This is a genomic window from Rhizobium mesosinicum (assembly GCF_019511345.1).
Lineage (GTDB): Bacteria > Pseudomonadota > Alphaproteobacteria > Rhizobiales > Rhizobiaceae > Rhizobium > Rhizobium mesosinicum.
Genome location: NZ_JAEUAK010000004.1, coordinates 355,246 through 377,770, shown reverse-complemented (window position 1 = coordinate 377,770; position 22,525 = coordinate 355,246). Strand labels below are relative to the sequence as shown.

19 protein-coding genes and 2 tRNA genes are annotated in these 22,525 nt (G+C 58.5%); 3 read left to right on the top strand and 18 right to left on the bottom strand.

The window, feature by feature from the left end; genetic code table 11:
- Nucleotide 1 precedes the first annotated feature (1 nt).
- The 6 genes from rplC to rpsL form a co-directional block, all read right to left on the bottom strand.
- On the bottom strand, nt 2–643 hold the full coding sequence (gene rplC, locus JNB85_RS12685) for a 50S ribosomal protein L3 (protein ID WP_183743776.1): 642 nt from the start codon (nt 641–643) through the stop codon (nt 2–4).
- Between the two features lie 33 nt (nt 644–676).
- The gene (gene rpsJ / locus JNB85_RS12680; protein WP_003547547.1) at nt 677–985 is read right to left on the bottom strand and encodes a 30S ribosomal protein S10; all 309 of its coding nucleotides are present in this window, start codon (nt 983–985) and stop codon (nt 677–679) included.
- A 307-nt stretch (nt 986–1,292) separates the two neighbouring features.
- Nucleotides 1,293–2,468 (bottom strand): elongation factor Tu, encoded by a 1,176-nt coding sequence (gene tuf, locus JNB85_RS12675; protein WP_183743778.1) that lies wholly within the window; start codon nt 2,466–2,468, stop codon nt 1,293–1,295.
- 65 nt (nt 2,469–2,533) lie between these two features.
- Entirely contained in the window at nt 2,534–4,633 is a 2,100-nt protein-coding gene (gene fusA / locus JNB85_RS12670) for an elongation factor G (protein WP_220334674.1), read from the bottom strand.
- 29 nt (nt 4,634–4,662) lie between these two features.
- Nucleotides 4,663–5,133 carry a 30S ribosomal protein S7 gene (gene rpsG / locus JNB85_RS12665; RefSeq protein WP_112571934.1) on the bottom strand — a complete coding sequence of 157 codons (471 nt, stop codon included), beginning with the start codon at nt 5,131–5,133 and terminating at the stop codon, nt 4,663–4,665.
- A 104-nt stretch (nt 5,134–5,237) separates the two neighbouring features.
- Nucleotides 5,238–5,609 carry a 30S ribosomal protein S12 gene (gene rpsL, locus JNB85_RS12660; protein ID WP_003547537.1) on the bottom strand — a complete coding sequence of 124 codons (372 nt, stop codon included), beginning with the start codon at nt 5,607–5,609 and terminating at the stop codon, nt 5,238–5,240.
- A 494-nt stretch (nt 5,610–6,103) separates the two neighbouring features.
- Here rpsL and JNB85_RS12655 point away from each other — a divergent pair, with 494 nt between their 5' ends.
- Nucleotides 6,104–6,397: a transcriptional regulator gene (locus tag JNB85_RS12655; RefSeq protein ID WP_112547859.1), complete on the top strand. Its 294-nt coding sequence runs from the start codon at nt 6,104–6,106 to the stop codon at nt 6,395–6,397.
- A 202-nt stretch (nt 6,398–6,599) separates the two neighbouring features.
- On the opposite strand, the gene rpoC is transcribed toward JNB85_RS12655, so the two are convergent.
- The 10 genes from rpoC to JNB85_RS12605 all read right to left on the bottom strand — a co-directional run bounded on the left by rpoC (nt 6,600) and on the right by JNB85_RS12605 (nt 20,126).
- On the bottom strand, nt 6,600–10,811 hold the full coding sequence (gene rpoC, locus JNB85_RS12650) for a DNA-directed RNA polymerase subunit beta' (protein ID WP_183743782.1): 4,212 nt from the start codon (nt 10,809–10,811) through the stop codon (nt 6,600–6,602).
- 188 nt (nt 10,812–10,999) lie between these two features.
- Entirely contained in the window at nt 11,000–15,142 is a 4,143-nt protein-coding gene (rpoB, locus tag JNB85_RS12645; RefSeq protein WP_183743784.1) for a DNA-directed RNA polymerase subunit beta, read from the bottom strand.
- 258 nt (nt 15,143–15,400) lie between these two features.
- Complete coding sequence (rplL, locus tag JNB85_RS12640) at nt 15,401–15,784, bottom strand: 50S ribosomal protein L7/L12 (RefSeq protein WP_004669074.1); 384 nt, start codon at nt 15,782–15,784, stop codon at nt 15,401–15,403.
- Nucleotides 15,785–15,841: 57 nt separating this feature from the next.
- On the bottom strand, nt 15,842–16,360 hold the full coding sequence (rplJ, locus tag JNB85_RS12635) for a 50S ribosomal protein L10 (protein WP_183730074.1): 519 nt from the start codon (nt 16,358–16,360) through the stop codon (nt 15,842–15,844).
- A gap of 328 nt (nt 16,361–16,688) precedes the next feature.
- Nucleotides 16,689–17,390 (bottom strand): 50S ribosomal protein L1, encoded by a 702-nt coding sequence (rplA, locus tag JNB85_RS12630; RefSeq protein WP_220334673.1) that lies wholly within the window; start codon nt 17,388–17,390, stop codon nt 16,689–16,691.
- Between the two features lie 4 nt (nt 17,391–17,394).
- Nucleotides 17,395–17,826, bottom strand: a complete 432-nt coding sequence (gene rplK, locus JNB85_RS12625; protein ID WP_037110089.1) for a 50S ribosomal protein L11 — start codon at nt 17,824–17,826, stop codon at nt 17,395–17,397.
- 175 nt (nt 17,827–18,001) lie between these two features.
- Nucleotides 18,002–18,532 (bottom strand): transcription termination/antitermination protein NusG, encoded by a 531-nt coding sequence (gene nusG / locus JNB85_RS12620; RefSeq protein WP_007817111.1) that lies wholly within the window; start codon nt 18,530–18,532, stop codon nt 18,002–18,004.
- Between the two features lie 17 nt (nt 18,533–18,549).
- Nucleotides 18,550–18,750 (bottom strand): preprotein translocase subunit SecE, encoded by a 201-nt coding sequence (secE, locus tag JNB85_RS12615; protein ID WP_220334672.1) that lies wholly within the window; start codon nt 18,748–18,750, stop codon nt 18,550–18,552.
- Between the two features lie 189 nt (nt 18,751–18,939).
- Nucleotides 18,940–19,015 (bottom strand) — tRNA-Trp (locus JNB85_RS12610).
- Between the two features lie 217 nt (nt 19,016–19,232).
- Entirely contained in the window at nt 19,233–20,126 is an 894-nt protein-coding gene (locus JNB85_RS12605; RefSeq protein WP_220334671.1) for an NAD-dependent epimerase/dehydratase family protein, read from the bottom strand.
- Between JNB85_RS12605 and JNB85_RS12600 the strand changes: the two genes are divergently transcribed.
- On the top strand, nt 20,113–20,508 hold the full coding sequence (locus tag JNB85_RS12600; protein WP_220334975.1) for a hypothetical protein: 396 nt from the start codon (nt 20,113–20,115) through the stop codon (nt 20,506–20,508). The two genes, JNB85_RS12605 and JNB85_RS12600, sit on opposite strands and share 14 nt — an antisense overlap.
- Before the next feature lie 129 nt (nt 20,509–20,637).
- On the opposite strand, the gene tuf (JNB85_RS12595) is transcribed toward JNB85_RS12600, so the two are convergent.
- Entirely contained in the window at nt 20,638–21,813 is a 1,176-nt protein-coding gene (gene tuf / locus JNB85_RS12595; RefSeq protein WP_183743778.1) for an elongation factor Tu, read from the bottom strand.
- Nucleotides 21,814–22,197: 384 nt separating this feature from the next.
- Between tuf (JNB85_RS12595) and JNB85_RS12590 the strand changes: the two genes are divergently transcribed.
- On the top strand, nt 22,198–22,398 hold the full coding sequence (locus JNB85_RS12590; RefSeq protein ID WP_220334670.1) for a hypothetical protein: 201 nt from the start codon (nt 22,198–22,200) through the stop codon (nt 22,396–22,398).
- A gap of 35 nt (nt 22,399–22,433) precedes the next feature.
- On the opposite strand, the gene JNB85_RS12585 is transcribed toward JNB85_RS12590, so the two are convergent.
- Nucleotides 22,434–22,507 (bottom strand) — tRNA-Gly (locus JNB85_RS12585).
- Nucleotides 22,508–22,525 lie beyond the last annotated feature (18 nt).

Genomic DNA, 22,525 nt, shown 5'->3' with positions numbered 1-22,525 from the left:
CTTACTTCGCTGCCGACTTGACGGCGTCGCGCACGATGATCCAGGCACCCTTGGAACCGGGTACTGCACCCTTAATCAGGATCAGACCGCGATCTTCATCGGTCGAAACCACTTCAAGGTTCTGCGTCGTCACGCGCGTCTGGCCCATGTGACCAGCCATCTTCTTATTCTTGAAAACCTTGCCCGGATCCTGGCGCGAACCCGTCGAACCGTGCGAACGGTGCGAAACGGACACACCGTGCGTGGCGCGAAGACCGCCGAAACCATGGCGCTTCATGGCGCCGGCAAAGCCCTTACCGATCGTCGTGCCGGTAACATCGACGAGCTGGCCCGCAGCAAAGTGGCCGGCCTTGAGTTCGGTACCAACATCAAGCAGATGGTCTTCCGAAACGCGGAACTCCTGAAGCTTGGCCTTGGGCTCAACGTTAGCGACAGCAAAGTTACCGCGCATGGCCTTAGACGTGTTCTTTACCTTGGCCTGGCCAGCACCGAGCTGAAGCGCGGTATAGCCGTTCTTTTCTACGGTGCGCTGGGCCACAACCTGGCAGCCATCCAAACGCAGTACCGTTACAGGGACATGCTCGCCGGCGTCGTTGTAGACGCGGGTCATTCCCACCTTCTGTGCAATCACACCTGAACGCATCGGTTCAATCCTTCCAACTCAGCTCGAGCAAGCTCAGAGCTTGATCTCAACATCGACACCGGCGGCGAGATCGAGCTTCATCAGCGCGTCTACCGTCTGCGGGGTCGGGTCTACGATGTCGAGCAGGCGCTTATGCGTGCGCATCTCGAACTGTTCGCGGCTCTTCTTGTCGATGTGCGGGGACCGGTTGACCGTAAACTTCTCGATGCGGGTCGGAAGCGGAACGGGGCCCCGGACGCTTGCACCGGTGCGCTTCGCCGTCGACACGATCTCGCGCGTGGAAGCATCGAGAATCCGGTGATCGAACGCCTTCAGGCGAATGCGGATATTTTGGCCGTTCATTCGACGTTATCCTTGTGTTTGTTTTCCACGTATCTTTGGACAAGACACGGGTTTTTCTTTCTTCCTAAGGCGGACCACCGGTTTCAAAGATCGAGAGCGACGCCGCGTGCGGCATCCCTATCCATTCTTCAGGGCCTTTTAGCCCACCTTATTGTTTGTTTTAGTCGCCGCTTCGTCATCCAAAGCGGTACGCAAATCGCGCTCGCGCGCCATTTGCAACATTTCTGTGTAATAAGCAAGCGGCTTGCGCCGCTTGCATCATAATAATGTCATCGAATCGGCCGCTCCAGTGGGGCAGCCGAATGAATTACTCGATGATGGAAGCGACGATGCCTGCACCGACGGTGCGGCCGCCTTCGCGGATCGCGAAGCGAAGCTTTTCTTCCATCGCGATCGGAACGATCAGCTCGACGTCAACGGTGACGTTGTCGCCAGGCATAACCATTTCCGTGCCTTCCGGAAGCGTGACGATGCCGGTCACGTCCGTCGTGCGGAAGTAGAACTGCGGACGGTAGTTCGTGAAGAACGGCGTATGACGGCCGCCTTCTTCCTTCGTCAGGATGTAGGCTTCGGCCTTGAACTTCTTGTGCGGCTTGACAGAGCCCGGCTTGCACAGGATCTGGCCGCGCTCGACGCCGTCACGGTTCACACCGCGAACCAGAGCGCCGATGTTGTCGCCAGCCTGGCCCTGGTCGAGCAGCTTGCGGAACATTTCAACGCCGGTCACCGTCGTCTTCGAGGTCGGACGGATGCCGACGATCTCGACTTCTTCGCCAACCTTGACGATACCGCGCTCGACGCGGCCCGTCACAACCGTACCACGGCCCGAGATCGAGAACACGTCTTCGATCGGCATCAGGAACGGCTGGTCGATCGGACGCTCAGGCGTCGGGATGTAGGCGTCGACCTGAGCCATCAGCTCGCGGATCGCGTCTTCGCCGATCTTCTTGTCGGAATCTTCAAGCGCAGCAAGCGCCGAGCCCTTGACGACCGGGATGTCGTCGCCCGGGAAGTCGTAGGACGACAGAAGTTCGCGAACTTCAAGCTCGACGAGCTCGAGAAGCTCGGCGTCGTCGACCTGGTCGACCTTGTTCAAGAACACGACGATCGCCGGAACGCCAACCTGGCGGGCGAGCAGGATGTGCTCGCGCGTCTGCGGCATCGGGCCGTCGGCAGCAGAGCAGACCAGGATCGCGCCGTCCATCTGCGCGGCACCGGTGATCATGTTCTTCACATAGTCGGCGTGGCCGGGGCAGTCGACGTGCGCATAGTGGCGGTTCGGCGTCTCATACTCGACGTGAGCCGTCGAAATGGTGATGCCGCGCGCCTTTTCTTCCGGCGCAGCGTCGATCTGGTCATACGCCTTGAACTCACCGAAGTACTTCGTGATCGCTGCCGTCAGAGACGTCTTGCCATGGTCAACGTGGCCGATCGTGCCGATGTTGACGTGCGGCTTGTTGCGCTCAAACTTACTCTTTGCCATTTTCGGCCTCCATTCTTTGGCCCCGAGGGGCGCTAATTCTTGTTATCGGACAATTGGTATTCCGGTCACTTCTGACCGGAATACTTTGCCTGGATTTCAGTTGCGACGTTCGACGGGACCGGCGCGTAGTGATCGAAGGTCATCGTGTACTGTGCGCGGCCCTGCGACATGGAGCGCAGGTTATCGACGTACTTGAACATGTTCGCCAGCGGAACGTTGGCGCTGATGACGACAGCGATACCGCGGCTTTCCTGACCCTGGATCTGACCGCGGCGGGAATTCAGGTCGCCGATAACGTCACCGACGTAATCTTCCGGGGTGACGACTTCGACCTTCATCATCGGCTCGAGGAGCTGAGCGCCAGCCTTCTTTGCCGCTTCACGGAAGCAGGCGCGGGCAGCGATTTCGAACGCCAGGACAGACGAATCGACGTCGTGGAAGGCACCATCGACGAGCGTCGCCTTGACGCCCAGCATCGGAAAGCCAGCGAGCGGGCCGGAGGACAGAACGCTTTCGATACCCTTCTGAACACCGGGGATGTATTCCTTCGGAACAGCACCACCGACGATCTTGGATTCGAACTTGAAGTCTTCGCCTTCCGGGTTCGGTTCGAAGATGATCTTGACGCGCGCGAACTGGCCGGTACCACCGGTCTGCTTCTTGTGCGTGTAGTCTTCTTCGGTCTGGCGCGTGATGGTTTCGCGGTAAGCAACCTGCGGCGCGCCGACGTTTGCTTCAACCTTGAACTCACGACGCATGCGGTCGACAATGATGTCGAGATGCAGTTCGCCCATGCCGGCGATGATCGTCTGACCGGATTCCTGATCCGTCTTCACGCGGAAGGACGGATCTTCTGCAGCCAGGCGGTTGAGCGCGAGGCCCATCTTTTCCTGGTCGCCCTTGGACTTCGGCTCGATAGCGATCTGGATGACCGGCTCCGGGAACTCCATGCGCTCAAGAATAACCGGCTTCAGCGGGTCGCAGAGCGTGTCACCCGTGGTGGTTTCTTTGAGACCCGCAAGAGCAACGATGTCGCCGGCAAAGGCTTCTTCGATGTCTTCACGCGAGTTGGAGTGCATCTGCAGCATGCGGCCGACGCGCTCGCGCTTGTCCTTGACCGTGTTCATGACCGACGAGCCTTTTTCCAGCTTGCCGGAGTAGATGCGGGCGAAGGTGAGCGAACCGACGAAGGGGTCGTTCATGATCTTGAACGCGAGCATGGACAGCGGCTCGGCATCGTCAGCATGACGCTCGATTTCGGCTTCGGTCTTGAAGTCGATGCCCTTGATCGCCGGAATGTCGAGCGGCGACGGCAGGTAGTCGACGACAGCGTCGAGCAGCGGCTGAACGCCCTTGTTCTTGAAAGCGGTGCCGCAGAACATCGGATGGAACTTGACATCGATCGTGCCGCGACGAACGAGCTCGCGGATCTTGTCGTTATCAGGCATGACGCCTTCGAGGTAGGCTTCCATCGCAGCTTCGTCGATTTCGACAACCGTCTCGATCAGCTTTTCGCGATATTCCTCAGCCTTGGCCTTCAGGTCATCAGGGATCTCGACGACATCCCACTGGGCGCCGAGAGATTCGTCGCGCCAGATCAGAGCGTTCATCTCGACCAGGTCGACAACGCCCTTGAAGTCGCTTTCAGCGCCGATCGGCAGCTGCATGACGACGGCGGTGGCACCGAGACGAGTCTTGATCATCTCGACCGAGCGGTAGAAGTCCGCGCCGGTCTTGTCCATCTTGTTGCAGAAGATCATGCGTGGAACGTTGTACTTCTCGGCCTGACGCCAGACGGTTTCCGTCTGCGGCTCGACACCGGCGTTAGCATCGAGCAACGCGATGGCGCCGTCGAGAACGCGAAGCGAACGCTCGACTTCGATCGTGAAGTCGACGTGGCCGGGGGTGTCGATGATGTTGAAGCGGCGCATCTTGCCGTCACGGCCCTTCCAGAAGGTCGTGGTCGCAGCGGACGTGATCGTGATGCCACGCTCCTGCTCCTGCTCCATCCAGTCCATCGTGGCTGCGCCATCGTGGACTTCGCCGATCTTGTGCGACTTGCCGGTGTAGTAAAGGATACGCTCGGTGGTCGTGGTCTTGCCGGCGTCGATGTGCGCCATGATACCGAAATTGCGGTAGTCTTCGATCTTATATTCGCGAGCCATAATGGACTGCCTTTCGATATCGTTCGGGATTACCAGCGATAATGCGAGAACGCGCGGTTGGCATCAGCCATCTTGTGCGTGTCTTCGCGCTTCTTGACCGCGGAGCCGCGGTTGTTGGAGGCATCGAGAAGTTCGCCCGAAAGACGATCGATCATGGTGGTCTCGTTGCGCTTGCGAGCAGCAGCGATCAGCCAGCGGATAGCAAGAGCCTGGCGGCGCTCCGGACGAACATCGACCGGAACCTGGTAGGTCGCACCACCGACGCGGCGCGAACGGACTTCAACATGCGGAGCAATGTTGTCGAGCGCGGAATGGAAAACCGTCAGCGGCTCCTGCTTCGACTTGTTCTGCACGGAGTCAAATGCGCCGTATACGATGCTTTCAGCGACGGACTTCTTGCCGTCCAGCATGATGGCATTCATGAACTTCGTAACAACGAGGTCACCGAACTTCGGGTCCGGATTGATCTCGCGCTTTTCTGCTTTATGACGTCTGGACATACTTCTCGTCTCTTTAACTGTTAAGGCGCTTCACCACGCGGAGGACCTCGCGCAGCGCCGGAAACTCACTTTCAAGCCTTCCGGGCGATGCCGCCCGGGCGAAATTACTTCGGACGCTTCGCACCGTACTTGGAACGGCGCTGCTTGCGGTTCTTGACACCCTGGGTATCGAGAACGCCGCGGATGATGTGGTAACGGACACCCGGAAGGTCCTTGACGCGGCCGCCACGGATCATGACGACAGAGTGTTCCTGAAGGTTGTGACCTTCGCCGGGAATGTAGCCAATGACTTCGAAGCCGTTGGTGAGGCGGATCTTTGCGACCTTACGCAGAGCCGAGTTCGGCTTCTTCGGCGTCGTGGTGTAGACGCGGGTGCAAACGCCGCGCTTCTGCGGGTTCTCCTGAAGAGCGGGAACCTTATTACGCTTTACGTTCGCCTGGCGAGGCTTGCGGATCAGCTGGTTTACGGTAGGCATTCAACCATCCCTTACGTTTGTCTCAGTACCCTTGCGGGCTCGAACTTCGCCGTTTCCGGCATTGCCACACATATTTCCCTCAATGCGCAAAATATGGCCCGATCCGCTTCCGCAGATGGACCACATAGAGCAGAGGACGCAAAAGAGATGCGTCATGCGTGCAGCATCATGACTTCAACGTGCGTATAGAACCTTGTTTGAGGCGATCTTCAGGGCGCGTCGCCCCAAACAGCCAAACCTCACATGGGATCTGATGGCGGGCGTACTACTGGTTTCCACCCTGTTCGTCAAGGCCGGTTAAGAAATAATCTCCGTCCCAACGACTTGAAAAGCCCTGTGAGCGCGCTGTTTACAGGCTCTTTAGGGCGATTAAGGATACCCGGCAAGATAAACTTGGGCATCGCAGCAAAAACAGATAGGAATCAGTATGGCAGACATCAAGCCCTTATATGGGGTCTGCATATGCGATTCTCATAGAGCCGAAGGACAAAGGGATGATCGGAACACCGGACAACGACAACAATTTCGACGGACCGATGATCTTCATCATCATCGGCAAGGGCTATGAATCGGATACGAGCGAGGGCGTGGATCTGCATGTCATGCTGAAAGCCGCCGATGACGACAGCGCTGTGCGCGAAGCCCTGAACGCGCTTGCGGAGGAAGGCTTCATCGAGGCCGACCTCGACCAGATCGGCATGTTGACCGAAGTGCCCTCCGAAGAGCCACATGCCTCCGCCTATCAAGGTGCGCTGGATGGCGAGGTTTCGATCATCCGTTTCAGCTGAGCCCATATACAAGAAATGGAGCCTGCACGCTGGTGGAGGCTTCGTCTTTCCCGCCGATACCCTTTCCGTCTTTATATCGCTATTCAAACCATCGTCGGCACCACACTCCTCAACGGATGCCATATCTCTAACGATCTTAATAAGCAAAAGCCGCCCGGATTTCTCCAGGCGGCTTTGAATGTCAAAGATGCGTGACTGCCGATTACTCGGCAGCCGGAGCGCTTTCGTTCGCCAGATCCTGCAGCATCGGCGTTGCGGCCCCTGCCCCGGAGCCCTTGCGGCGCTCTTCCAGGATCAGGTCGTCGCGAGCCGTCGCGATACGGCGGATCTGGGTCATGGTGCCACCGGTACCGGCCGGGATCAGGCGGCCGACGATGACGTTTTCCTTCAGACCCTGGAGGCCGTCGGTCTTGCCGGCGATCGCAGCTTCCGTCAGCACCTTGGTCGTTTCCTGGAAGGAAGCGGCCGAGATGAAGGACGGAGTCTGCAGCGATGCCTTGGTGATACCGAGCAGAACCGGTTCGCCGCTGGCAGGCTTCTTGCCTTCCTCGATGAGCTGGTCGTTGACGTCCTCGAGCTCGATACGATCGACGTTGTCGCCGACGATATAGGTCGAGTCGCCTGCATCGGTGATTTCCACCTTCTGCAGCATCTGGCGGACAATCACTTCGATGTGCTTGTCGTTGATGACAACGCCCTGCAGACGATAGACTTCCTGGATTTCGTTGACGAGGTAGGAAGCCAAGGCTTCCACGCCCTTGATCGCCAGGATGTCGTGCGGAGCTGGGTTACCGTCGAGGATGTAATCACCCTTTTCGATATAGTCGCCTTCCTGAAGGTGGAAGGGCTTGCCCTTCGGGATCAGGTATTCGACAGGCTCCACACCGTCTTCTGCCGGCTCGATGATGACGCGACGCTTGTTCTTGTAGTCGCGGCCGAGGCGGATCGTACCATCGATCTCAGCGATGATGGCGTGGTCCTTCGGGCGACGGGCTTCGAACAGTTCTGCGACGCGCGGCAGACCACCGGTGATGTCCTTGGTCTTGGCGCTTTCCAGCGGCGAACGAGCAAGAACGTCACCCTGCGAGACCTTCTGGCCCGGCTCGACGGACAAGATCGCATCGACCGAGAGCAGGAAGCGGGCTTCGCCACCGCGAGACAGCTTCGCGACATTGCCGCTGGCGTCCTTGATGACGATGGCCGGCTTCAGATCCGAACCGCGCGGGGTCGAACGCCAGTCGATAACCTGACGCTTGGTAATACCCGTGGATTCGTCGGTCGCTTCGAGAACCGAGAGACCGTCGACAACATCTTCGAACTGAACGGTACCGGCTACTTCCGTCATCATCGGACGGGTGTAGGGGTCCCACTCTGCCAGACGCTGACCGCGCTTGACCTTGTCACCTTCGTCGACATGCAGCTTGGAACCGTACGCGACACGCTGCGAGGATCGCTCCACGCCACGCTCGTCCAGGATCTGGACGGTCATGTTACGGCCCATCGCAACAAGGTTGCCTTCGGAGTTGCGCAGCACATTGCGGTTCTTGATCTGCACCGTACCTTCGTACGAGGCTTCCAGGAACGACTGGTCGACCACGGTTGCCGTACCACCGAGATGGAACGTACGCATGGTGAGCTGAGTGCCCGGTTCACCGATCGACTGAGCGGCAATGACGCCGACGGCTTCGCCCATGTTAACCGGCGTACCACGAGCAAGGTCGCGGCCATAGCAGACCGAGCAGACGCCCGTCTGGATTTCGCAGGTCAATGCCGAGCGAATGCGGATCGACTGGATGCCAGCCTTTTCAATTTCCGCGACATCGGGCTCGAGGATCATCTTGCCGGCATCGACGATACGCTCGCCGGTGACCGGATGGTCGATGTTATCGAGAGCCGTACGACCGAGGATACGGGCGCCGAGCGAGGCAACGACCTGACCGGCATCTACGATGGCGGTCATGGTGAGGCCGGTTTCGGTGCCGCAATCAACGTGCGTCACGATGCAATCCTGCGCGACGTCGACGAGACGGCGGGTCAGGTAACCGGAGTTCGCGGTCTTCAAGGCGGTGTCTGCCAGACCCTTACGGGCGCCGTGCGTCGAGTTGAAGTACTCGTTGACGGTCAGGCCTTCCTTGAAGTTCGAGATGATCGGCGTCTCGATGATTTCGCCCGACGGCTTGGCCATGAGGCCGCGCATGCCGCCCAGCTGGCGCATCTGGTTCGGAGAACCACGAGCACCCGAGTGGGACATCATGTAGATCGAGTTCATCGGCTTCTGACGACCGGTAGCCGGATCGAACTCGACAGCCTTAATGCGGGCCATCATCTCTTCGGCGACCTTTTCGGTTGCCTTGCCCCAGGCGTCGACAACCTTGTTGTACTTCTCGCCCTGGGTGATGAGACCGTCGTTGTACTGCTGCTCGTATTCCTTCACCAGATTTTCGGTGTCGTTGACGATCTTGGCCTTGGTGTCCGGGATGACCATGTCGTCCTTGCCGAACGAAATGCCGGCGCGGCAGGCATGGCTGAAGCCGAGCTGCATGATGCGGTCACAGAAAATGACCGTGTCCTTCTGGCCGCAATGGCGGTAGACCGCGTCGATCATCCTGGAGATGTTCTTCTTGGTCATTTCCTGGTTGCAGATATCGAAGGTCACCTTGCCGTTCTTTGGCAGGAGTTCGCCGATAAGCAGGCGGCCCGGCGTCGTTTCATAGATCTTCGAGTAGGGCTTGCCGTCTTCGCCGATCGACTTGAAGCGACCGCGGATCTTGGTATGCAGCGTCACGACCTTGGTTTCGAGGGCGTGGTGCAGCTCGCCGAGATCGGAGAAGGCCATGCCCTCGCCCGGCTCGTTCTGGTTCATGATCGACAGGTAATACAGGCCGAGAACCATGTCCTGCGACGGAACGATGATCGGTGCACCGTTTGCCGGATGCAGGATGTTGTTCGTCGACATCATCAGAACGCGAGCTTCGAGCTGAGCTTCGAGCGACAGCGGCACGTGAACGGCCATCTGGTCACCGTCGAAGTCGGCGTTGAAGGCCGTGCAGACGAGCGGGTGCAGCTGGATGGCCTTGCCTTCGACCAGGGTGGGCTCGAAGGCCTGGATGCCCAGGCGGTGCAGCGTCGGTGCGCGGTTCAGAAGAACCGGATGCTCGCGGATAACCTCGTCGAGGATATCCCAGACTTCCGGCTTTTCCTTTTCGACCAACTTCTTGGCCTGCTTGACGGTCGAGGAATACCCCTTGGCGTCGAGACGGGCGTAGATGAACGGCTTGAAGAGCTCGAGCGCCATCTTCTTCGGAAGGCCGCACTGGTGCAGCTTCAGTTCCGGACCGGTCACGATGACCGAACGGCCGGAATAGTCGACGCGCTTGCCGAGCAGGTTCTGACGGAAGCGGCCCTGCTTGCCCTTGAGCATGTCGGACAGCGACTTCAGCGGACGCTTGTTGGCGCCGGTGATGACGCGGCCACGGCGGCCGTTGTCGAAGAGCGCGTCGACAGATTCCTGCAGCATGCGCTTTTCGTTGCGGATGATGATACCCGGAGCGCGCAGTTCGATAAGGCGCTTCAGACGGTTGTTACGGTTGATGACGCGACGGTAGAGATCGTTCAGATCCGACGTTGCGAAACGGCCGCCATCAAGCGGAACCAGCGGGCGCAGGTCCGGCGGGATGACCGGAACGACCTTCATGATCATCCATTCCGGGCGGTTGCCGGATTCCATGAAGTTCTCGACGATCTTCAGGCGCTTCATCAGCTTCTTCTGCTTGAGATCCGACGTGGTGTCGGCAAGCTCCGAGCGCAGATCGCCAGCGATCTTTTCGAGGTTCATCGATGCCAGCATCTCGTAGATGGCCTCTGCACCGATCATGGCCGTGAACTGGTCTTCGCCATATTCGTCGACGGCGAGCATGTACTCTTCTTCCGTCAGGAGCTGGTGCTCCTTGAGCGCGGTCAGGCCCGGCTCGGTGACGATGTAGTTTTCGAAGTAGAGGACGCGCTCGACATCCTTCAGCGTCATGTCGAGCAGCGTGGAAATGCGGCTCGGCAGAGACTTCAGGAACCAGATGTGGGCAACGGGAGCGGCGAGCTCGATATGGCCCATGCGCTCACGGCGAACGCGCGACAGCGTGACTTCGACGCCGCACTTTTCGCAGATGATGCCCTTGTACTTCATGCGCTTGTACTTGCCGCACAGGCACTCGTAGTCCTTGATCGGCCCGAATATGCGCGCGCAGAAGAGACCGTCGCGCTCCGGCTTGAACGTGCGGTAGTTGATGGTTTCCGGCTTCTTGATCTCACCGTAGGACCAGGAAAGAATCTTCTCCGGAGAAGCGATCGAAATCCGGATGGAATCGAAGTTCTGTGCAGGCACCTGCGGATTGAAAAGATTCATGACCTCTTGGTTCATGCCTGTCTCCTTCATGGGCGAAAGCGCCCTTAGCTTGCGAGGTTGGCGGCGAATTCCCGCGAGCCGCACCATCGCTTAAACGACAATAACCGCAGAATGCGGCGAAAGCGTCCCTGCCCGGCCAACACGTTACGGGGCCTCGGCGGGAACGGTGTGCGCCCCATTAAGGCGCACACCCTATCAAGTGGTTACTCGGCAGCGTCCGGCAGCTGGCTTGCAGCCTGCAGGTCCTCGACCTTGGAATTTTCGAGCTCGACCGAGAGACCCAGCGAGCGCATTTCCTTGACGAGAACGTTGAAGCTTTCCGGAATGCCGGCCTCGAAGGTGTCGTCGCCACGGACGATCGCTTCGTAGACCTTGGTACGGCCGGCAACGTCGTCCGACTTCACCGTCAGCATTTCCTGCAGCGTGTAGGCTGCACCGTAAGCTTCGAGCGCCCAGACCTCCATTTCGCCGAAGCGCTGGCCGCCGAACTGCGCCTTACCGCCCAGCGGCTGCTGGGTGACGAGCGAGTACGGGCCGATCGAACGAGCGTGGATCTTGTCGTCGACTAGGTGGTTGAGCTTCAGCATATAGATGTAGCCAACCGTAACCTGGCGGTCGAACTGCTCGCCGGTACGACCGTCGTACAGCGTCGACTGACCAGTATCCTTGAGACCTGCCAGACGCAGCATCTCGTTGACGTTCTCTTCGTTCGCACCGTCGAAGACCGGAGTCGCGATGGACACGCCACGCTTCCACTGGTCGGCCAGACGCAGGACCGATTCATCGTCGAAATCCTTGACCTGCTCGGCCTTCGGACCATCACCGACAACGTCGCCGATCGTCTTGCGGAGCGGCTCGATGTTGCCACCGGCCTTGTAGGCCTCCAGCATCTCGCCGATCTGACGACCCATGCCGGCGCAAGCCCAACCAAGGTGCGTCTCGAGAATCTGGCCGACGTTCATGCGCGAGGGCACGCCGAGCGGATTCAGAACGACGTCGACATGCGTGCCGTCTTCGAGGAACGGCATGTCTTCGACAGGCACGATGCGCGAAACGACACCCTTGTTGCCGTGACGGCCGGCCATCTTGTCGCCCGGCTGGATCTTGCGCTTAACAGCGACGAAGACCTTGACCATCTTCATGACGCCCGGAGGCATTTCGTCGCCGCGCTGGACCTTTTCGACCTTGTCCATGAAGCGCTGTTCGAGGCGCGACTTGGATTCGTCGTACTGGCCGCGGAGTGCTTCCAGCTCGCTCTGGACCTTTTCGTCTTCGACGGCGAACATCCACCACTGCGAGCGAGGATACTCGGAGATGACGGCGTTTGACAGCTCGGTGCCCTTCTTGAAGCCCTTGGGGCCAGCAATAGAGGACTGGCCGCGCAGCATGTCGATCAGACGGCCGTAGACGTTACGGTCGAGGATCGCCTGTTCGTCGTCGCGGTCCTTCGCAAGACGCTCGATCTCTTCGCGCTCGATTGCCATCGCGCGCTCGTCCTTTTCAACGCCGTGGCGGTTAAAGACGCGCACTTCGACGATCGTGCCGTAGGTGCCGGGCGGCATGCGCATGGATGTGTCGCGCACGTCCGATGCCTTTTCACCGAAAATGGCGCGCAGGAGCTTTTCTTCCGGCGTCATCGGGCTTTCGCCCTTCGGTGTGATTTTGCCGACCAGGATATCACCCGGCTGAACTTCGGCACCAATATAGACGATACCGGCTTCGTCGAGGTTCTTCAGCGCTTCTTCCGAAACGTTCGGGATATCGCGCGTGATTTCTTCCGGACCAAGCTTGGTGTCACGCGCCATCACTTCGAATTCTTCGATGTGGATGGAGGTGAACACGTCGTCGGCAACGATACGCTCGGAGAGCAGGATCGAGTCTTCGTAGTTGTAGCCGTTCCAGGGCATGAACGCGACGAGCGCGTTGCGGCCGAGAGCCAGATCGCCCAGATCCGTGGACGGGCCATCGGCGAGAATGTCGCCGCGGTTGACCACGTCACCGACGGTCACCAGCGGACGCTGGTTGACGCAGGTGTTCTGGTTCGAACGCTGGAACTTCTGCAGGCGGTAGATATCGACGCCGGACTTGCCGGCTTCGAGGTCTTCCGTGGCGCGGATAACGATACGCGTCGCGTCGACCTGATCGACCACGCCGCCGCGGCGTGCGCCGATGGCAGCACCGGAGTCGCGGGCGACGACCGGTTCCATGCCTGTGCCGACGAACGGCGCTTCAGCGCGCAGAAGCGGAACGGCCTGACGCTGCATGTTCGAGCCCATGAGAGCGCGGTTGGCATCGTCGTTTTCCAGGAACGGGATGAGAGCGGCTGCGACCGAAACGACCTGCTTCGGCGAAACGTCCATCAGGTTCATGCTGTCGCGCGGGGCGAGCATAACTTCGCCGGCGTGACGGCAGACGACGAATTCATCGACGAAGGAACCGTCCGACGTCAGTTCGGCGTTGGCCTGAGCAACGTAGTACTTCGCCTCTTCCATGGCGGAGAGGTAAAGCACGTCATTGGTCACCTTGCCATCGACGATGCGGCGGTACGGGCTTTCGATGAAGCCGTACTTGTTGACGCGCGCAAAGGTCGCCAGTGAGTTGATGAGACCGATGTTCGGGCCTTCCGGCGTTTCGATCGGGCAAATACGACCGTAATGCGTCGGATGAACGTCGCGGACTTCGAAGCCGGCGCGCTCGCGGGTCAGACCACCCGGGCCAAGAGCCGAGAGACGGCGCTTGTGGGTGATCTCCGAGAGCGGGTTGACCTGGTCCATGAACTGCGAGAGCTGCGAGGAACCGAAGAATTCGCGGACGGCTGCAGCAGCCGGCTTGGCGTTGATCAGATCCTGCGGCATGACCGTATCGATTTCGATCGAGGACATACGTTCCTTGATCGCGCGCTCCATGCGCAGCAGGCCGAGACGGTACTGGTTTTCCATCAGTTCGCCGACCGAGCGGACGCGGCGGTTACCGAGGTTGTCGATGTCGTCGATCTCGCCCTTGCCGTCGCGCAGTTCGACAAGCATCTTGACCACGGCCAGGATGTCGTCCTTGCGCAGGATGCGAACGGTGTCTTCGACGCTTAGATCGAGACGCATGTTCATCTTCACGCGGCCGACGGCGGAGAGGTCGTAACGCTCCGCATCGAAGAACAGCGAGTTGAACATGGCTTCGGCCGACTCCATGGTCGGCGGTTCACCCGGACGCATGACGCGGTAGATGTCGAACAGAGCGTCCTGACGGTTCTCGTTCTTGTCTGCTGCGAGCGTGTTGCGGATGTAGGCGCCGACATTGATGTGGTCGATGCCGAGAACAGGAATCTCGTCGAAGTGGTTCGCGAGGATGATGCCAAGCGTCTTCTCGTCGATTTCGTCGCCGGCTTCGAGATAGATCTCACCCGTCGAGTAGTTGACGATGTCTTCGGCAAGGTAGTTGCCATAGAGATCGTCGTCAGTCGCCTTGAGGGCCTTCAGGCCCTTGTCGGAGAGCTGGCGGAGCAGACGCGGGGTCAGCTTCTTGCCGGCTTCGACGACGACTTCGCCGGTATCGGCGTCGACCATCTCGGTGATCGCCTTTGCGCCCTTCAGCGTTTCCGGCTTGAAGGGAATGCGCCAGCCTTCGCCGTCGCGCTTGTAGAGCGACTTCGTGTAGAAGGTGTCGAGGATTTCCTCGCCGTCCATGCCGAGGGCCATCAGCAGCGACGTCACCGGAATCTTGCGGCGGCGGTCGATACGGGCATAGACGATGTCCTTGGCGTCAAATTCGATATCCAGCCAGGAACCGCGATAGGGGATCACACGCGCAGCAAAGAGCAGCTTGCCGGAAGAATGGCTCTTGCCCTTGTCATGATCGAAGAAGACGCCCGGCGAACGGTGCATCTGGGACACGATCACGCGTTCGGTGCCGTTCACGATGAACGTACCGTTGTTCGTCATGAGCGGCATGTCGCCCATGTAGACGGACTGTTCCTTGATGTCCTTGATCGACTTTGCGCCGGTATCCTCGTCGATATCGAACACGATGAGACGGAGAGTAACCTTCAGCGGCGCAGCATAGGTCAGGTCGCGCTGGCGGCATTCGTCGACGTCGAACTTCGGCGGCTCGAATTCATAGGACACGAACTCCAGCATGGAAGCGCCGGAGAAATCGGTGATCGGGAAAACGGACTTGAAGACAGCCTGGAGGCCTTCGTCGGGACGACCACCCTTGGGCTCTTCAACCATCAGAAACTGGTCGTAGGACGCCTTCTGAACCTCGATGAGGTTCGGCATTTCTGCGACTTCAGGGATTTTACCAAAAAACTTGCGTACGCGCCTGCGACCATTGAACGAAAGGGTCTGAGCCATCGTCGCTCCTTCAAAATTGCATCCGGGCCTGCAACGGACGGGAACCGATGGCCAGTCGATCCCGTCAACCAATGAGTAGTTCAACCTCGTCCCACCTCCCGAAACAGCCAGGCCGGATTGCCTTGGCGCCTCGGTTCGAGACCATGCTCTTGAAGAACCCATTACCCAAAAGCCGTTTTCACGCGGCTTTTGGGTAATTCGTTCAAAAAAACGGCAAATGGGAGACGGCAAATACCGCCTCCCAAAAGCAGTTCAAGATTACTTGACGTCGGCCTTTGCGCCAGCGTCTTCAAGCTTCTTCTTGATGTCAGCAGCTTCAGCCTTGGAAACGCCTTCCTTGACAGCCTTCGGAGCGCCTTCGACGAGGTCCTTGGCTTCCTTGAGGCCGAGACCGGTGATGGCGCGGACTTCCTTGATGACGTTGATCTTGTTTGCGCCGGCATCCGTGAGGATGACGTCGAACTCGGTCTTTTCTTCTTCAGCCGGAGCAGCTGCACCGCCTGCACCACCAGCAACGGCAGCAACAGCTACCGGAGCAGCGGCGGAAACGCCCCACTTTTCTTCGAGCAGCTTGGAAAGCTCAGCGGCTTCCAGGACGGTCAGCGAGGAGAGGTCTTCAACGATCTTTGCGAGATCAGCCATTTTCTAGTTTCCTTTTGTTCGGTTCGAACTGTTGAGTATGTACAGCGAAAAACCGCCTTAAGCGGCTTCGTCCTTCTTGGCGTAGGCCGAGAACACGCGAGCAAGTTGACTTGCCGGCGCTGCAACAACGCCTGCGATGCGGGTAGCCGGAGTCTGGATCATGCCCAGCAGCTTCGCACGCAGTTCGTCCAGCGAAGGCAGGGTCGCAAGCGACTTCACACCTTCGGCGTTCAGCGTTGTCGTGCCCATGGCGCCGCCGAGAACCACGATCTTGTCGTTGGTCTTGGCGAAATCCATGACGACCTTCGGAGCGGTGATCGGATCATTGCTGTAAGCAATGAGGGTCTGACCTTTGAAGAGATTCGAAATCCCTTCCGCTTCCGTACCCTGAAGGGCAATTTTGGCCAGGCGGTTCTTCGCGACTTTGACGGTGCCGCCAGCAGCGCGCATCTTCGAACGAAAATCGTTCATCTGTGCGACTGTAGCACCAGCATAGTGGGCCACGACAACCGAGCCCGATGCCTTGAAGACATCGTTCAGTTCCGTGACGAATTCGCGCTTTTCCGCTCTTTCCACTGCCTATCTCCAGTTGGCGGGACCGTTAGAACGGACCCACCGGGTTGCCTTTGCCTCCCGGGATCAAAAGAGATCCCAAGCGACGCTTGAGGATCCTGTCCCCTCGCGCTCCGAGCCACTTAAGGCAAGGAAGGCACAAGGCATCCAAGGCTCGAACCGATTTCCTAGAAGCAGAACTTCATGCAATTCGGGTCTTACCCGTCTCATGCAGGCCAAGTGATTAAGGGAAAACCACCTGCAATCTCGGACAGGATTCCGGATTTCTCCGGAATATCCCGGCCCCTTGCGAGGCCGGAATTCTTGCTATCGGGCCGGAGCCCGATGAAACTTAAGCAGCCGGAGCTGCGGTGACCGAGCCGACTTCGATCTTGACGCCCGGACCCATGGTCGAGGAGAGCGCTACGCGCTTGACGTAGTTGCCTTTGGCGCCAGCCGGCTTTGCCTTGATGACGGCGTCAGCGAAGGCACGGATGTTTTCTTCCAGAGCCTTGGCATCGAAAGATGCCTTGCCGATGCCGGCGTGAACGATACCAGCCTTCTCGACGCGGAACTCGACAGCGCCGCCCTTGGAAGCCTTGACGGCACCAGCGACATCCATCGTAACCGTGCCAACCTTCGGGTTCGGCATCATGCCGCGCGGGCCGAGAACCTTACCCAGGCGGCCGACGAGCGGCATCATGTCCGGGGTTGCGATGCAACGATCGAAATCGATCTTGCCGCCCTGGACGATTTCAACGAGTTCTTCTGCGCCAACGACGTCTGCGCCTGCAGCCTTGGCTTCGTCAGCCTTAGCGCCACGGGCGAAAACAGCAACGCGAACCGTACGGCCGGTGCCGTTCGGCAGGTTGACGACGCCGCGGACCATCTGGTCTGCGTGACGCGGGTCAACACCGAGGTTCATCGAGATCTCTACGGTTTCGTCGAACTTGGCGACGGCACGTTCCTTGACCATGCCGATGGCGGTCGTCAGAGCGTAGAGCTTGGTCGGATCAACACCTTCGTTGATCTTCTGAGTGCGCTTGCCTGCCATGGTCTTAACCCACCACTTCCAGGCCCATGGCGCGGGCAGAGCCCTCGATCATCGCCATTGCACCTTCGATATCTGCTGCGTTCAGGTCCTTCATCTTGGCTTCGGCGATCGTCTTGATCTGAGCCTTGGTGAGCGAACCAGCCTTTGCGCCCTTGCCCGGGGTTTTGGAACCGGACTGGATCTTGGCCTCCTTCTTCAGGAAGTAGCTGACCGGCGGCTGCTTCATGACGAAGGTGAAGGACTTGTCCTGGTAATAGGTGATGACGACCGGAATCGGCATACCCTTTTCCATTTCCTGCGTAGCCGCGTTGAACGACTTGCAGAATTCCATAATGTTAATGCCACGCTGACCAAGTGCAGGGCCGATTGGCGGGGACGGGTTTGCCGATCCTGCCTTGACCTGCAGCTTGAGCTGGCCTGCAACTTTCTTAGCCATATCTCTCTGCCTTTCACTGGAGGCCGGTCACCCGGCCCTGATGCCGGATCGCTCCGGCGGCTGCGGTTGCGTGGTTCGGATCCTTGAGGCCCGGCTAAGACCCCTCACCTTCCACGCGATGCGGCATTTGCCGCACGAGGATCAGACACAAGCGACCGAACCTCGATCTCAAAAATCAGACCTTCTCGACCTGAGCGTATTCCAGCTCGACCGGGGTCGCGCGGCCGAAAATCGACACTTCCACCTTCAGGCGCGAACGCTCTTCGTCCACATCCTGCACCGTACCGTTGAACGAGGCGAACGGACCATCGGATACGCGAACCTGCTCACCGATTTCGAAGGTAACGGAAGCCTTCGGCCGCTCGACACCTTCCTGAACCTGACCGAGGATGCGCTCGGCTTCAGAATCCGGAATCGGAACAGGCTTGTTGTCCGAGCCGAGAAAGCCAGTAACCTTCGGCGTATTCTTGATCAGGTGATAGGCCTCGTCCGTCAGGTTGGCGCGAACCATGACATAGCCCGGGAAGAACTTGCGCTCAGAATCGACCTTGCGGCCGCGACGTACTTCGACCACCTTTTCGGTCGGCACGAGAATCTTCTCGAACAGGTGCTCAAGCCCCTTCTGGCGAGCCTTGTTCTCGATGTCTTCAGCCACCTTCTTTTCAAAATTGGAATATGCGTGGACGATGTACCAACGTGCCGCCATTTTCATCTCCACCCGTATCAGTTGCCGGTATTGAGCACGAAGCTCAGCGCCCAGCCAATGAGCTGGTCAGCGGCAAAGAAAAACAGCGCAGCAAAAACAACCATAAACAGCACCATGACCGTCGAGATCATCGTCTCGCGGCGCGACGGCCATGTAACTTTAGACGTCTCCGTGCGAACCTGCTGCAGAAACGAAAACGGATTGGATTTGGATGCCATCGACTGCCCACGCAATTACGGCGCGTAAAGCTGAAACTATCAGCCCCACGCACCGCGTGTCTGTTGAACCCTAAATAAACATCGATTTCCGAATACACAAGAGGCAAAGCGATGTTTAACGAAATTTGTCGCCATGTGTTCAATCCTTGCCCAAAGCTGCGATACATCGCGCTGTCCGTTCAAGGAAAATGGCAGGGGCAGAGGGGCTCGAACCCCCGACCTGCGGTTTTGGAGACCGCCGCTCTACCAGCTGAGCTATACCCCTTTACACTTTGCATTCAGCCTGTTGACCTTGCGGTCTTGAGCCGGGTGAAAAGCATGGCGCTCCCTTTAAGACGGCGGCTCGGGATATGCAAGAGCGATTTTCGATTTTCAGAACCATTCCTCCGCAGGCAACCGGGAGAAGCGGTCGACAGCAACGCTTCCGACGGCCGGACACGAAATTAAGTGCGCCCGACCGCAAGATTTTTCCAGCCGGAATCTCAGACTTTCACGTATTTGCGCCAGTCGTGCTCTTCCTTGAAGCCGAGTACCTCGCGAATCTTCCGGTTGGAAAGCAGGCCCTCATATTCGCCGATCTCACGGGTGAACGGCACATTCGGGTAGAATCGCTTGGCGAGCTCTCGCGACGGCGTATTGGCCGAGACGCTGTCATTGGCAGCATTGAAGACTTGAAAGCCCAATCCGTCCTTCTCAATGCAGCGGTGGACGATCTGTCCGAGGTCGCGCGCATCGATGTAACTCCAGGCGATGCGCTTGCGCATTTCCGGACTGGCGAAATAGGTCGGAAACTTCTCGTATTCGTGCGGCTCGATGACGTTTCCGATGCGCAAGGCGTAAATATCGAAGCCTGAACGCTCGGCAAAAGCGCGGGCCGTCTTCTCGTTCAGGACCTTGGAGAGGCCGTAGGAATCCATCGGATTGACATCATAGTCCTCGTCCAGCGGGAACTGGTGGAAATCGCGATGGCCTTCGGCGAAGCAGACGCCATAGGTCGTCTCGCTCGAGGCGACGATGATCTTTTTAACGCCGAGCTTCACCGCCGCCTCGATGACATTATAGGTGCCCATCGTGTTGATGCGGAAGGTTTCGTTATCTGGCTTGATCAGGATGCGTGGCACTGCGGCGAAATGCACGACGGCGTCGAACGGCTGCACGCCTTTGCCTGCATCCATATCCGGAAAGTCCCGATGCATGGAGAGCGCATTGAACATCTGTCCGCTGTCGGTGATATCCGCAATGAGATTGGTGACACCAGGACTTTCGAGGGGCACGAGGTCGACGTTGTGGACCTCATAACCAGCGTTGACGAGCCATGGCACAGCATGGCGTCCCGCCTTGCCCGAACCGCCGGTGAAGAGAATGCGCTTTTTCATGGAAAGTCCTCCGCGTCATGAAATCGGAGGCATAGATAAACTCTTCCGCGCGAAGAGCAAGCAAGCGTCTCGCCAGCAGGTTCAAACCTACTCCGGCCAGGGGCTTCCAACTGGAAGCGCCTGCCCTGCCATTTACAATCACCGCCGGACGCTCCGGCGGCTTGCTACGCAATTACTTGACGATGCTTACTTCGTCGATCTGCACGCCAGCTGCCTGAACAACTTCTTGCGGAATTGCAGCGATGAAAAACATCGTGAAAACATACATCGCGAAAATCGTCGCAACGAATGTAGCTTTGTGAATCATCCTACTCTCCTTTCTATAGAGGAGAGTCTGAACCAAAAAGTCCGGATCGCAAAACGCTTTCTGAACGTGAGATGAATAAAATGCTGAACGAGCCAATCTTAACGATATTTTTACAACATCTCATGAACGGCCGGAGGGCTATTAGAAACGAAAAAACCCCGCCGTTTCCAGCGGGGTCCTTCCTAAAATCGGGGATAAATCCGATTACTCGATGATGGAAGCGACGATGCCTGCACCGACGGTGCGGCCGCCTTCGCGGATCGCGAAGCGAAGCTTTTCTTCCATCGCGATCGGAACGATCAGCTCGACGTCAACGGTGACGTTGTCGCCAGGCATAACCATTTCCGTGCCTTCCGGAAGCGTGACGATGCCGGTCACGTCCGTCGTGCGGAAGTAGAACTGCGGACGGTAGTTCGTGAAGAACGGCGTATGACGGCCGCCTTCTTCCTTCGTCAGGATGTAGGCTTCGGCCTTGAACTTCTTGTGCGGCTTGACAGAGCCCGGCTTGCACAGGATCTGGCCGCGCTCGACGCCGTCACGGTTCACACCGCGAACCAGAGCGCCGATGTTGTCGCCAGCCTGGCCCTGGTCGAGCAGCTTGCGGAACATTTCAACGCCGGTCACCGTCGTCTTCGAGGTCGGACGGATGCCGACGATCTCGACTTCTTCGCCAACCTTGACGATACCGCGCTCGACGCGGCCCGTCACAACCGTACCACGGCCCGAGATCGAGAACACGTCTTCGATCGGCATCAGGAACGGCTGGTCGATCGGACGCTCAGGCGTCGGGATGTAGGCGTCGACCTGAGCCATCAGCTCGCGGATCGCGTCTTCGCCGATCTTCTTGTCGGAATCTTCAAGCGCAGCAAGCGCCGAGCCCTTGACGACCGGGATGTCGTCGCCCGGGAAGTCGTAGGACGACAGAAGTTCGCGAACTTCAAGCTCGACGAGCTCGAGAAGCTCGGCGTCGTCGACCTGGTCGACCTTGTTCAAGAACACGACGATCGCCGGAACGCCAACCTGGCGGGCGAGCAGGATGTGCTCGCGCGTCTGCGGCATCGGGCCGTCGGCAGCAGAGCAGACCAGGATCGCGCCGTCCATCTGCGCGGCACCGGTGATCATGTTCTTCACATAGTCGGCGTGGCCGGGGCAGTCGACGTGCGCATAGTGGCGGTTCGGCGTCTCATACTCGACGTGAGCCGTCGAAATGGTGATGCCGCGCGCCTTTTCTTCCGGCGCAGCGTCGATCTGGTCATACGCCTTGAACTCACCGAAGTACTTCGTGATCGCTGCCGTCAGAGACGTCTTGCCATGGTCAACGTGGCCGATCGTGCCGATGTTGACGTGCGGCTTGTTGCGCTCAAACTTACTCTTTGCCATTTGAATGCTTCCTGTGGACGTAAATGGGTGACCCCGGCGAACCGGTTTAGTGCCGCCGTTTAAGGCTTTCGGCGAAATTGCGCAAGACTTAATTGCAGACGCCATTCTTGGCGTGTCAGCGCATATGGGAGACAATTCGCAACCCACAAGATGATTCGTCGGCATCTGTCACAAAACACCTGAAATCTCAGGCAGAATCGAAAGATAGTCCGCTTCCGACCTTGCTGATGCCGGCGCGACTGCGATTTCTGCGGTCGCGACCCAGGTGCTGGGCGATGTCATCAACGCAACGTCCGCCGACAACATTATATTACATTTTACTAATTGATTTCACCAAACAGGAAAACTTGCATGATATCCCTCTAATATTCGGAGGGAGACCCAATGCAATCGGAGAGCTACACCAACCACTATTCGGCATTCATCGAAGACCATCGCGCATTCGGTTATCCGCGCGACGACGATAATGATACGAGCGTCAAAAAGAACACGGGTCAGTCTTCGGTCTTCATCGCCGGTATCGCCATAGGGATGCTCGGCTACTGGATCATCGGCAATTTCATGAATCTCGTCTTCGAGTTCTGAAAGCCAGAGTGATTCGTCAAGAACGGCAAGAAAGGTGGAGCGGGTAGCGGGAATCGAACCCGCGTATTCAGCTTGGAAGGCTGCTGCTCTACCATTGAGCTATACCCGCGGGGTTGGTCCGATCCAA